Source organism: Pseudomonas sp. PA-5-4B, assembly GCF_021606215.1.
Lineage (GTDB): Bacteria > Pseudomonadota > Gammaproteobacteria > Pseudomonadales > Pseudomonadaceae > Aquipseudomonas > Aquipseudomonas edaphica.
The window spans coordinates 40,831-52,597 of sequence record NZ_WKDB01000029.1; the positions used below are offsets into that span (position 1 = coordinate 40,831).

Below are 11,767 nucleotides of genomic sequence, written 5' to 3' on the forward strand. Positions count from 1 at the left end.
GGCCGGTTTCATCAGACCCCTTACATACGTGCATACAGATGCGGCGGAACGTAGGTGAAGGGTTGCGGCACTCAGGACAGCGCCTCACGAACACGGAAGATCTTTTGGAAGGCGTCTTTTTTGCCCCCCAAGGTACCCCCAATGAGCATAACCGCCCCTACCCGCACACTTGCAGACAACCCCAGCGCCTTTGTCGTCGAAGCTCCCGCGCCGGTTGCGCAAGACGCTTCACACACGTTCACTACGACCGCCTCAGATTCCCCACGCGTGGTTCAAACACCTGCCCCCGCCACCTTGCGCACACAACTGGCAGACCAGCAGAACCTGCGCAACCTGGCCGAGCAACTGCGCGGCATTGATACCCGGACGTATGGCAAGCCCGTTACCCCGGACAATGTCTCATTCGGGTTGAACAATAGTCGTCTGACGCCCCATAAAGACTCGGCGTACGCCCACGTGCAGCCGACAGCGCAAACCCTGGCGACAGTGATCACGCACTTGGGTTTTGAACTGCCGCGCACGGTCTATGAGATGGCGGCACTCGCGCAGAAACTGGAGCAAAAGGCCTTACAGCACCCCCTGGGTGATTTCGGTGGCGCTCTCACCTGGCCAATGCCCATGGCGAAGGCGGACCAGCACAGCATTCGCGCCTTCCTCAAATCCGACACAACAGGTTTGCCAGGTTTGCCGTTGCCACCCCATGGCAATGGCGTACTGACCTATCTGCTGAGCGGCAGTTCAGTCAGCCAAAGCGACTTGCAAGACCCGACCGTGACGATACAAAAGCTGCTCGACTCGCCTAAGGCCCGAGCACTCGGCCTGGCTTTGCAGGCCCACCTGCAGGGCGCGGCCACGGACAACAGCCTCTACGACTACGTATTAGCGGCGATTCACCTGGGGCTCGACCCGGAGTCACTCAGGGCACCTGAGCGCAACAAAATCGCCGAATGGCCTTTGCATGCCCCTGATCACTGGGGGCAGCGACCCTCAGAGGTTACCGCGTGTTTGAGCCGTCATCTTGAGAAAAATGGCCGCGCCAATTCCAGCACGGTCAAACTCGCTACCCATCTGTTGCTGTCCAGGGTAGCGCCGCAGTTTCTGATTAAAGATATTCCCGACAGTGTAAAAATCGGCAGCGTGGCGTGGTTCAACCTGACGGTTGCGGCCGCGGCTATCGAAGCCGAGCGGCCAGGTACCGTCGCCAATATGACCTTTGCCGAGGTCATGTGCGATGCACAAAAATGTGCACCATCGGCTGCGAATGCGCACGCTCAGACCCGCGCACTGGTGGATTGGGGAGTCGCCAACGGTGTATTCGTTGCAAATGCAGAGGACAGCTATAGCCCCGAACGACTCAATACCCTCAAGGATGAATTCAACAGACAAGTCAGCAAGCGGTTGGTTGCCAGCCAGACATTGGACAAAGCACTACCCACGCGAGAAGGTATTGCGCGGACCAAGCTCATCGAGCGATTTGGCGACCTCGGAGCGCTTTTCGACTTGAAGGTGCTCGGTACAGACCCGTATCGCGGGGAGCCTGGTCAAGTCGGGCTGGGCGGCATGCATTCGCTATTGGACATCGCCATGATGGACATGCCGAATCCGCGCCCCTTTATGTCAACTGACCCGCGTATCCCATTGGAAGCCTTGAACAGTACCCCAAGGTTTGGCGTCCAGGAGGCGTTCGATCAGCAATTTGCACGCGCAATCGCTGATAAAAAGGACGCGGTCGCTACGACCGTTCAGCACATGATCTCCCAACTTCTCTTAGAGGACCGAGAAAAATTCGATTTCGGGAAGCTCGAGTTTTTTTATGAGCGCACATCCAGGCTGTCGACCGGCTTCTGGGGCAGCACGCCAGATAAAAATCAACCGGAACTGTTGGTCAAGGTTGAGCTGGAGGGGCAGATAACCACCTACGAAATCGACCTGAACCGCGGCACGATTGAAGGGGTGCCGCTGTCCAGGATCACGCAACCCAAGCCAATGATTGCCAACAGGGTATTTACCGTCAATCAGGTCAAGCTCGAGGGGGCAGACAGTCGTCTGAGCACGGAGCAACCGGTAAAGGACGGCCCCTTGGATAGCTTCAATAGCGAGCGCTCCCATCGCATAGGCACAGTATTTGCCGAACACCTTGAACTCGACGACCCCGCGATAAAAGAACTGGCGCGCGGCCAGACTACCCTGGATACATTGCAGGGCGGGCCAAAACCACTGAGTAATTTCCTGTTAAATCTGATTCCTTTCAGATCAGCTGTCATCAACTTTCAGAACGGCAACTATGGCGATGGAATATTCGACCTGACACTGGATATCTTCGGGTTCCTGAGTGCCGGTGCCGCCACCGCAGGAAAATTGATCAAGATAGGCGGCTCGGCTCTTTCCACGGGCGCCAAGGGGTTAAAGGCCGTCCAGATTATCGGCGCCTCCACGCTCGGCCTGCTCAACCCCGTGAGTGGTTTGGGTGATTTGGCGGTTGGAGGCCTCAAGCTATTGGGTAAAGGCGGCAATTACCTGTTGTCCAAAGGTGCCGATGCTATCAGCGCGCTCAAGGCAGCCAGTAATACCCACGGCATAGTGGCGACGGGGACCTTCAAACGTGCAGGGCGGGCTGTTGAAGAGGCGGCGGTGTTTCAAAAGGGCAAGTGGTATAGCTATAACCCTGGCACGCAACAACCGTATGGTACCGGGCTCACCGATTTCAAACCTGTAACCGTCGCGGCCAATGGTGAAATAAACAACAACTTCATAGATTGGCTGGCCACTTATGTCGCTCCCGTACCAAATGCAACCGGAGATCAGTTCAGGCAAGCCTTACAGGCAGCGCAACAAAGCAACCCAGTTGCTTACGCTCGAGGTCTTTCCGGGGTTGTCGACGATATCCCGGGCTATCACTCGAGCATGAGGGTCTCGCAGATAAAAAGCTTGGCCGTCAGCAAGGCCGGGAATCCCGAAGCCATCGGCACATTGGCCAAAGAGATAGAAAAGCGCATGGCGATCCAGAGTCTTGAGAGCTTCAAGACGTTTGAAGCGGAAGTACTGGCCGAAGGTGGCAAGGCCTACATCATGCCGCAGAACTTCTATCTCAGCCAAACTGACCTGGCGTCCAATGGTGAGTGTGCAGCCCTGGTGAATACGATGGCGCTGGCCATTCTTAACAACCGCAGGGACGCCTTCATCAATAACTTTTTCAAAGCCGCCAGGAATGCTAACGACACCAAGGTTCAGGCCTTTCGCAAAGAGCTGAACGAAATGCATCAGGTGCTCCGCGAACAGTTTCACGGTATTCAACGCGTCAGCCAAGTGCCGTATACCGACGTTGCTGCGCGTTTAAGTACCGCAAGCCCTCCCACGCTCCTGAAGATCAGCACCCAGAACCATGGGCTTCTGGCGGGCGTCACGCTCGATAAAAACAACCAGAAGGAATGGTTTTTCTTTAATCCAAACTTCGGTCTTGCAACTTTTCCAAATGAAGCCTCAATGCGAAAAGGCTTGGAAGTCTCCTTGAACAGCGGGAAGACGGCGGGCACCCTTGATCCAGTGGCGGTGACCAAAGGTGTGCCGGAGTACCACATCAGCGAATTCAGTGATGGAGACTTTGTTATGACGGTGCCCTACAACAAACCGTATGCCCTGTTTAACACCACACTTTGACTTTCGCTTGACCCCCTGGTGTCAATGGCCCGCTTGTAGCGTGTCATTGACGCATTGCCCGCTCAGCACACCGCCTGCATGCCACGCGACATTTGCCCCCTTTCCCTTCACAATGCCCCACCAATGGAACTTGCCGAGATGGCCGTGACTCAGTAGAGAACGGTCTTACAACCGACAGACACCTGCCCTTCCATTTTTCAGGAATTCCCCCTATGTGCGCTGCCCCCTCCACCATCCTTGTAGTCGAAGACGACGCCATCGTGCGCATGCTGATCGTCGATGTACTCGAAGAGTTGGAGTTCTCGGTGTTTGAGGCTGCCGATGCCGAACAGGCCCTCAAGATGGCTGAAGATGCCGATCAGCATATCGACCTGATGATGACCGATATGGGCCTGCCAGGCATGAGCGGCAAGGATCTGGCCACCCAAGTACGCGTGCTTCGCCCTAGCCTGCCGATCCTGTTCGCCAGCGGCTATGCCGAAAACATCGACGTACCCGCAGGTATGCAGGTAATTGCCAAGCCGTTCTCCATTGATCAACTGCGTGACAAGGTCAAATCGATGTTGCCTGCCGCTTGAGGGCACTGCCTCACAGGCAATGCCCACAACTGCGGCACTCAAAACCGTGAACACCCCCACATCCACTACATTCCCATCGACTGGGCACGGGCACGGCCTGGAAAGCCGGCAGTCATATCCTTGGCGCTTTTGTCGAACCGCCATGGACAGTGGCACGCAAGGCCGACGGAGTCACTCAGTTCACGTTGTTTGCAGGGATTAACGTGACGTTCGGCCAATAAAACAGGAAACTCTGGGCTTTGATCCCACGCCCTCTAAAAAGCACTCAGGAAGGACGCAACAACATGATTGGAAAACCGACGCGCCTGCTGTTGGCGAGCCTCTCGATACTCATGAGCACCGGCGCCTGGGCCGATTTCACGGCGACCCCGACTGAAGCCCGGGCCATTGCCAAGGAAGCCTACCTGTATGGCTACCCGGTAGTGGAGATGTACAAGACGCTCTACACCCAGGCCGTTGATAAAGGCGGTGCCAACTACAAGGCACCGTTCAATCATATCGGCAACACCGCCCAGGTGTTCACACCCAGGGACACCGCATTCGTCACCCCGAACTCGGACACACCCTACTCTTTCGTGTGGATGGACCTGCGCAAAGAGCCGTTGGTGCTGACCCTGCCCAAGATTGAAGACAACCGTTACTACTCGGTGCAGTTGATCGATCTATACACCCAGAACATCGCCTACCTGGGCACCCGCAGCACCGGCAACAATGGTGGCCACTACATGATCGCCGGGCCGGACTGGAAAGGTCAGCAACCTGTCGACGTCGATCGCGTGATCTACAGCGAAAGCAACATTGCCTATGCGCTGTACCGCACGCAGCTGTTTGATGAAAAGGACTTGAACAAGGTCAAGCAGATCCAGAATGGCTACAAAGTGCAGCCGCTGAGTGCCTACGTGAAACAGCCTGCGCCGGCCAAAGTAGCGAAGATCGAATGGCCTAAACCCATGGCAACCATGACCGAAGGCCCGCAGCTGTTTCGCTACCTCAACTTCATGCTGGCCTTTGCCGCGCCTCAGGACAGCGAGAAAGACCTGATGACGCGCTTTGCCAGGATCGGCATCGCCCCCGGCGCGCCCTTCAAGGTCAAAGACCTGACCGCTGAACAGCGCAAAGCCCTGGAAGATGGGATTGCCGATGGCCGCGCTGAGTTCGCCGCGTTCAAGAAAGACAAAATCGACACTCACCAAGTCACCAGCAGCGACCTGTTCGGCAGCCGTGACCGCCTGAAAAACAACTACTTGTACCGCTATGCCGGCGCAAACATGGGGATTTTCGGCAACTCCACCGACGAAGCCATCTACATGAGCTACTTCGTCGACAGCGAAGGCAAACCGGCCAACGGCGCACGCCACAGCTACACCGTGCACTTTGCCAAGGACCAACTGCCACCGGCCGAAGCGTTCTGGTCGCTGACCATGTACGACGCCAAAACCAAGCTGCTGGCGCCCAACCTCAAGAAGCGCTACCTGATCAACTCAGCGATGCTGCCCAACCTCAAACTGGACGCCGACGGTGGCCTGACCTTGGCCTTGCAGCATCACGAGCCGCCAAAGGCTGAACAGAGCAACTGGTTGCCGGCCCCGCCCGGTCCGTTTTACGCCGTACTGCGGATTTACCTGCCCAAGCCTGAGGTGGGGAATGGCCAATGGAAGCTGCCGCCACTGACCCCGCTTAAATAATGCTCGGGTGAAAGCAGCGTGCCCGTGCGCAAGGGCGGGCACGCGCCTGAAGACATCAGGCCGACAAGGGTGCTTGCGCCCTTGCCACAGTTAGTAGTCAGGGCTTTTTGAGCTTCACAAAGGACTGATGCAAGTCCGACGCCCAGCCGTCAATCACGCTTTTTACATCATCGGCCTTCATCACCTGCGAGTCGTTGGACAGCGGCTTGCCGGTGCCTTTGCGCACCACCTGGGCAATTACTTTGCCGCTGCCACCGTCGAGGAACTGCGCCTCAGTGCCCAGGGTGGTTTCCTGGTCACGAATGCCGGTGCCGGTGCTCACTGCAGCAGCCACCAGCGCTACAGGGACATACTCGTAGGGCTTGAGACTTTCGGTCTTGCTGCTGACGGCGGTAATGGCCGCACGCACTACGATCACACCTGGGCCTGGCGCGTTGGCCAGCGGCAGCGATTTGGCCAGCTCACGCTTGAGCGCCTGGTTGTAATAGGTGTTGATGCCGTTGAGGGTGCTGTCGGGAATTTTCGCGGTAGCTTGGGGTTTGGGGTAAAACTGCGTCGGTTCGATGAACACCGCCGTGAAGTTATTCAGACTCAGCTCGGGATCAACCCAGCGCATCACCTCGGCCCCTGAAGGCGACTTCGCCTCTTTGAGGTGGCTGTAGTCCGCGAGAAAACCTGAATATTCGTCCGGTTGCGTTACCTTGCTGGCACAGCCGAGCATTGCGATTGCAACGCACAGCGTGCTGATCATTAGCCTTGATTTCATCATTGAACTCCCTGGCAGTCATCGTCGATGGCCCTGAACTGTAGGTATAGCCCACTTATCCATTGATCGAAGGCGACCTGATTGCCGATTACGAGGGTAAATTGTGGGAGCGGGTTTGCTCGCGAATGCGGTGGGTCAGTCTACACGTCCTTCTCTAGATACTCCGCTTTCGCGAGCAAGCCCGCGCCCACAAGGGTTATGTGTAGGTCTGGGGATCTAAGGGTCCAGCACACCGCCGCTGTAGCTGTCCGACAACCGTGTGCCGGTGAATTTGGCCACCACCGCCCCCTGGGCCACCCGGCGCTCACGGTGGCGTGTCACCATGCGGCCGGTTTGCGCTGCCTGCAAAAACACTTCCGAAGACGGGTCGCCAGGGCAGCCTATAATGCGCGCGAAACGCTCGCCCTCTTCAACCAGGTCACCCAGGCTTTTTTCAAACACCAGCACGCCGGCGCAGGGCGCGAGGACGGTTTCCATGCAGCCCATGTCCACCACTTCGCCCTGCCATTCGCTGATCGTGGCGACTTCATCAATCACGCCATTGATGCACAGCCACGCCCACAGCCCGTCGGCGTCTTGTTGCGCGAGCGCATCGCTGACATCGGCCTGCCCGCGCAATTCGACAGTCGCGGCCAAGCGCGGCGCGCCATGGTTGATGATGGTTTCTTCAAAAGAGCCGTCACCGCCTTCATCCCAGACAATCACCACCTCGACCTGCAACGCGGCCGCCAATGCCAAGCCTTGTTCAGGCCAGAAACTGCGATGAACGTAAAGGTACGGCAAGGCCTCATCGTCGGTATGCAGGTCCAGCACCAGGTCGGCGTCGGACGCCAACTGCACTAAACTTTTTTGCCAATGCGCCAGGTTGCTCGCCGGGCGTTCCATGGCCAGGGAATGATCGAACGCACGGTTGAAATTCTGCCCGGTGGCCTCATGAAAACGCCCGAGCAATTTGCCCTGGCGAAACTGGCCAATGCCAAAGGGGTTGGCCTGGGGCACCACGGTCACACTGCCGCGCAGGCGGCCCTGGGCCTGACACGCCTGCAAGCGCGGCAGCAGTTGGTGCAGCACCAGCATTCCGGCGATTTCATCGGCGTGTACACCCGCTTGCAGGTGCACCTTGGGGCCACTGCCGTCGCCTTCAAAGCGCCAGGCGCCGATGTGCAGTGTGTTGCCGGCATCACCTGGCACCTGCCACGAAAGGTCTTTTGCCATGCCTTGCCCTCCTCTGATCATTTAATCGCTAGAGATTGAACACACGTTCAATTAACCTGAGCACCCTGGTCTTTTATCAAAGGCATGCCCGTGACCATCGACCCTCCCAAACTGCGCCGCGCCGACCCCGATGAACGCCGCGACTTATTGGTTGCCGCGACCCTTACCTGCCTGGCCCGTGACGGCCACGCCGGGATTTCCGTGCGCCGCATTGCCGCCGAAGCCGGCGTTTCGGTGGGTTTGCTCAACCACCATTTCGGCAGCATCGACGCGTTGATCGCCGAGACTTACCACAAGCTCGCCAATGAGCTGACCAGCGCGTTATGGGCGCAAGTCGAGCTGGCCGAAGGCGCCGCTGCGCGCCTGGACGCGTTTCTTAGCGCGTCGTTTTCGCCACGGGTGATGGACCCCGACCTGCTCGGCGTGTGGGTGGTGTTCTGGAGCCTGATCCGCCACTCGCCCCACGTAAACCAGTCCCACGAAAACAGCTACCGCGCCTACCTGGCGCTGATCCAACAGCTGCTGGACGACCTGGCCCGCAGCGAAAACCTGCTGATCCACGACAGCCACCTGGCCGCCATTGGCCTATCGGCGATGCTCGACGGGCTCTGGCTCGAGGGGTGTCTGAACCCCGGTACTTTCAGCCCCGCCAACGGGCTGCACATCTGTCGTTGCTGGGTACAGGGGTTGCGTTACGGAGCATTCGGCGCCGACCACATCTTGTGATTCCGAGTGGCGGGCGCTGAGCATGGCCAGGGTGCCGCTGACCGCGATCAACACGGCGCCGATGATCAGCGACACATCCATTGACGTGCCCCAGATCAGGCTCGAGAGCAAAAACGCCCAGATCAACCCGGTGTATTCGAACGGCGCCAGCAAGGTCGCCGTGGCCCGGCGGAAACTCGCAAACAACAGGAACTGACCTATGCCGCCGACCAGACCTGCGGCCAGCATCCCCAACCAGGCCGGGGTCGGCGCTGGCGTGTGGGTCCAGGGCAAGGTCAGCGCCATACAAACCACGAACACCACATTGGTGATCAGCATCTGCTCCAGCACCGAGGTTGCCGGGTCGACCTGGCGCAGCTGGATATAGGTGAACGCCCAGCACAACGCGGCCGCCAGGGTCAGCGCGATAGGCACTGGATCGAGCATGTTGCTGGGGCGACAGGCGATCACCACACCCACAAACCCGATGATCAGCGCCACCCATTGCCCACGGCTCGCACGTTCCTTGAGGATCAGCGCGGCCAGCAGCGTGACCATGACCGGCGCGGAGAAATACAAGGTGGTCATTTCCGCCAGGGTCAGGTCCTTGGCGGCGGTGTAATACAGCAACCACGCCAGCAGCGAGAGCAGCCCACGAATGATCAGCAGCTTGCGGCTCACCGAGCTCCACACCCGACGCAACAAGCCCATGCGCCCGGCGATCACGCACGCACCGACCACCACCAGGCTGCGCCAGAACAGAATGCTGAACACCGAATAATCGGCCACCAGCCATTTGATCACCGCGTCCTGCAACGCCAGAAACGCGTAGGCCAATGAGCACAGGGCTATCCCTTGCAGCGCGCGGTCCTGTTTCATCCCGCCGACCTGCGCAGCGGCGTGCCGCGCCGTTCGGCGATGGCGTAGACGCCCTCGATGAGGAAGGTCAGGCACAGGTAAACACCGGCCACCAACAATAAGGGTTGATAGATCTGCAAGGTCTGCGCACGTACGACGTTAGCCGCGCCCAGCAGGTCGACCACGGCGATGGTCGATGCCAGCGCGGTGGATTTGAGCAGCATCACCGTCTCACCGGCCAAGGTCGGCAACAGCAGACGCATCGCCCGTGGCAAGCGCACCCGCAGCAGGGCCTGGCGCGGGGTCATGCCAAATGCCGAAGCGGCTTCCATCTCGCCCTTGGGCACCGCCAGCAGGCCACCGCGAATCACTTCACCGACGTAGGCGCCCACCGACAACACCAGGGCGAACACGATGTACCAGTAGCCGTCACGCAGGAACGGCCACAAAAAACTGCCCCGGATCATCGGGAACTGGGCAAACAGGCTGCCCAGGCCGTAGTAGAAAATGTAGATCTGGATCAGCAGCGGTGTACCGCGCAGCACACTGGTGTAGGCCAGCGCACCGCGCGCCAGCCATTTGCGCCGTGATAACCGCGCCAGGGCCACCAGCACCGCGAGGGCAAAACCCAGCACGGCGCTGATCAACAGCAATGACAAGGTGGTCTGCAAGCCCTTGGCGATCAGCCCGGCGTAGTAACTTATCCACTCAGGCATGCGCGCCTCACTCGACAACCGGCATCCAGCGACGAATACGTCGTTCCAGGCGTCCGGACAGGTAGTTGGAAGCCAGCGTCACCAGGTAATACAAGGCGGCGGCCGTGAGGTAGAACAGCAAGTAATGACGGGTGGAACCCGCCGCCTGCTTGGCGGTGTACAGCAGCTCATTGGTACCGACCACGCTGATCAAGGCACTGTCCTTGATCAAGTTGATCCACAGGTTGGACATCCCCGCCAGCGCATACGGCGCCATGATCGGCAAGGTCACCCGGCGAAACAGGCCAAAGCCGCTCAAGCCAAAGGCCCGCGCCGCTTCGATCTGGCCGTGGGGAATCGCCAGGATCGCCGCGCGGAAAATCTCTGACGCATAGGCGCCCTGTACCAGCCCTAATACCAGGATCGCCACCAACGGCCCGCTGATGTTGACCTGGGCAAAACCCAGCCACAGCATCAACGCGTTGAGGCCCATGGAGCCTGCGTAATACAGCAGCAGGATCAGCAGCAGTTCCGGCACCGCGCGAAACACCGTGGTGTAACCACGCATCAACAGCGCAATCGGGCGCGGCGCACTGAGCTTGGCGCAGGCCACCACCAGGCCGATCAGCAAGCCCACGGCAAACGCGCCAACGGAGATTTGCAGGGTCATCCATAACCCTTTGAGCAGTGCGTTGCCCCATCCTTGGTCACCAAAGCTGAGGAGATCGAGCATTATTCGGTCTTCTGGGCGATTTGCTGATAGGGGCTGTCACAGGTCTTGCTCACAAAGGCCGGCGTGTCACCGCGCTTGCACGGGCTGACCGACAGGCCGAAATAGTGCTGGGACAAGTCGTCATAGTCCTTGCTCACCAGCAGTTCGCCGATGGCTTTGTCCAGGCGTGCCTTGAGCGCGGTGTCTTCCTTGCGCAAACCAGCGCCGACGCCACGCCCGATGATCGGGTCGTAGGGCACGCTGGCGATATGCGCCAGGCCGCTGGCTTCCGGGGTCTTGACCATCATGGCGATGGCGGTGTCGTCGGCCATCATGTAGTCGATACGCCCGGCGATCAGGTCGGCGTTGGCCGATTCCTGGGTGTCGTAGTACTTGAGGTCAGCAATGTTCTCGTAGTACTTCTTCAGGTAGTTGGCGCTGACCGTGGAGATCTGCACGCCGATCAACTTGCCCTTGAGGCCTTCGGGGGTGATGTCCACCGTAGCGCCTTTGGGGCCTGCCACGCCCAGCAGTGAATCGTAATAGGCGCGGCTGAAGGCGATTTGTTTTTCACGTTCATCGGTGACCGACATCGAGGAGAAAATCACGTCGATTTTCTTCGCCAGCAACGACGGAATGATGCCGTCCCACGCCACTTCCTTGATCTGACATTCGGCTTTCATGCCTTCACACAGCTTGTGGATCAGGTCCACTTCAAAGCCCGACCACTGGCCGTTACCGCCTTTTACGGTGAACGGCGGATAGGGTTCGGCCGCCACCGCGAACACGATGGGTTTTTCTACCGCCAGGGTAAAACCTGCGGTCAACATCAACACTGCACTGCCCAACCACGTTGCCATGCGTTTGCATTTCATGATTTGCCCCGTCTTTTTCTG

General features: G+C 58.8%; 9 protein-coding genes and 1 pseudogene. 4 read left to right on the top strand and 6 right to left on the bottom strand.

Translation table 11 applies throughout. The features are described from left to right. The first annotated feature begins 141 nt into the window (after positions 1–141). The 3 genes from GIW28_RS16060 to GIW28_RS16070 all read left to right on the top strand — a co-directional run bounded on the left by GIW28_RS16060 (position 142) and on the right by GIW28_RS16070 (position 5,920). Positions 142–3,657, top strand: coding sequence for a hypothetical protein (locus GIW28_RS16060; protein WP_236459040.1), 3,516 nt, complete (start codon positions 142–144; stop codon positions 3,655–3,657). 212 nt (positions 3,658–3,869) lie between these two features. After that, positions 3,870–4,235: a response regulator gene (locus GIW28_RS16065; protein WP_017138798.1), complete on the top strand. Its 366-nt coding sequence runs from the start codon at positions 3,870–3,872 to the stop codon at positions 4,233–4,235. Between the two features lie 284 nt (positions 4,236–4,519). Further along, a complete protein-coding gene (locus GIW28_RS16070; protein WP_099549738.1) occupies positions 4,520–5,920 on the top strand; it encodes a DUF1254 domain-containing protein in 1,401 nt (466 codons plus the stop codon). Positions 5,921–6,017: 97 nt separating this feature from the next. On the opposite strand, the gene GIW28_RS16075 is transcribed toward GIW28_RS16070, so the two are convergent. After that, entirely contained in the window at positions 6,018–6,686 is a 669-nt protein-coding gene (locus tag GIW28_RS16075; RefSeq protein WP_099549737.1) for a DUF3313 domain-containing protein, read from the bottom strand. A 216-nt stretch (positions 6,687–6,902) separates the two neighbouring features. After that, positions 6,903–7,901: a succinylglutamate desuccinylase/aspartoacylase domain-containing protein gene (locus tag GIW28_RS16080; RefSeq protein ID WP_099549736.1), complete on the bottom strand. Its 999-nt coding sequence runs from the start codon at positions 7,899–7,901 to the stop codon at positions 6,903–6,905. A gap of 84 nt (positions 7,902–7,985) precedes the next feature. Between GIW28_RS16080 and GIW28_RS16085 the strand changes: the two are divergent. Then, positions 7,986–8,531 (top strand): annotated as a pseudogene (locus GIW28_RS16085) (TetR/AcrR family transcriptional regulator); the annotation flags it as partial. On the opposite strand, the gene GIW28_RS16090 reads toward GIW28_RS16085, so the two are convergent. From GIW28_RS16090 to GIW28_RS16105, 4 genes are read right to left on the bottom strand one after another with little or no spacing between them, the layout of a single operon-like run. Continuing rightward, on the bottom strand, positions 8,487–9,485 hold the full coding sequence (locus GIW28_RS16090; RefSeq protein WP_236459039.1) for a DMT family transporter: 999 nt from the start codon (positions 9,483–9,485) through the stop codon (positions 8,487–8,489). The pseudogene GIW28_RS16085 and the gene GIW28_RS16090 overlap by 45 nt on opposite strands. Further along, entirely contained in the window at positions 9,482–10,180 is a 699-nt protein-coding gene (locus GIW28_RS16095; protein WP_017138806.1) for an ABC transporter permease, read from the bottom strand. Before GIW28_RS16095 ends, GIW28_RS16090 begins: the two co-directional genes overlap by 4 nt. Before the next feature lie 7 nt (positions 10,181–10,187). Continuing rightward, positions 10,188–10,892 carry an ABC transporter permease gene (locus GIW28_RS16100; RefSeq protein ID WP_099549733.1) on the bottom strand — a complete coding sequence of 235 codons (705 nt, stop codon included), beginning with the start codon at positions 10,890–10,892 and terminating at the stop codon, positions 10,188–10,190. Next, positions 10,892–11,746: a transporter substrate-binding domain-containing protein gene (locus GIW28_RS16105; protein WP_236447852.1), complete on the bottom strand. Its 855-nt coding sequence runs from the start codon at positions 11,744–11,746 to the stop codon at positions 10,892–10,894. The genes GIW28_RS16100 and GIW28_RS16105 overlap by 1 nt, the downstream gene beginning before the upstream one ends. Between the last annotated feature and the right edge of the window lie 21 nt (positions 11,747–11,767).

Excerpts from the sequence above, each read along its gene's own strand:
- GIW28_RS16060 (WP_236459040.1), top strand. The coding sequence starts at position 142 with ATGAGCATAACCGCCCCTACCCGCACACTTGCAGACAACCCCAGCGCC.
- GIW28_RS16065 (WP_017138798.1), top strand. The coding sequence starts at position 3,870 with ATGTGCGCTGCCCCCTCCACCATCCTTGTAGTCGAAGACGACGCCATC.
- GIW28_RS16070 (WP_099549738.1), top strand. The coding sequence starts at position 4,520 with ATGATTGGAAAACCGACGCGCCTGCTGTTGGCGAGCCTCTCGATACTC.
- GIW28_RS16075 (WP_099549737.1), bottom strand. The coding sequence starts at position 6,686 with ATGAAATCAAGGCTAATGATCAGCACGCTGTGCGTTGCAATCGCAATG.
- GIW28_RS16080 (WP_099549736.1), bottom strand. The coding sequence starts at position 7,901 with ATGGCAAAAGACCTTTCGTGGCAGGTGCCAGGTGATGCCGGCAACACA.
- GIW28_RS16090 (WP_236459039.1), bottom strand. The coding sequence starts at position 9,485 with ATGAAACAGGACCGCGCGCTGCAAGGGATAGCCCTGTGCTCATTGGCC.
- GIW28_RS16095 (WP_017138806.1), bottom strand. The coding sequence starts at position 10,180 with ATGCCTGAGTGGATAAGTTACTACGCCGGGCTGATCGCCAAGGGCTTG.
- GIW28_RS16100 (WP_099549733.1), bottom strand. The coding sequence starts at position 10,892 with ATGCTCGATCTCCTCAGCTTTGGTGACCAAGGATGGGGCAACGCACTG.
- GIW28_RS16105 (WP_236447852.1), bottom strand. The coding sequence starts at position 11,746 with ATGAAATGCAAACGCATGGCAACGTGGTTGGGCAGTGCAGTGTTGATG.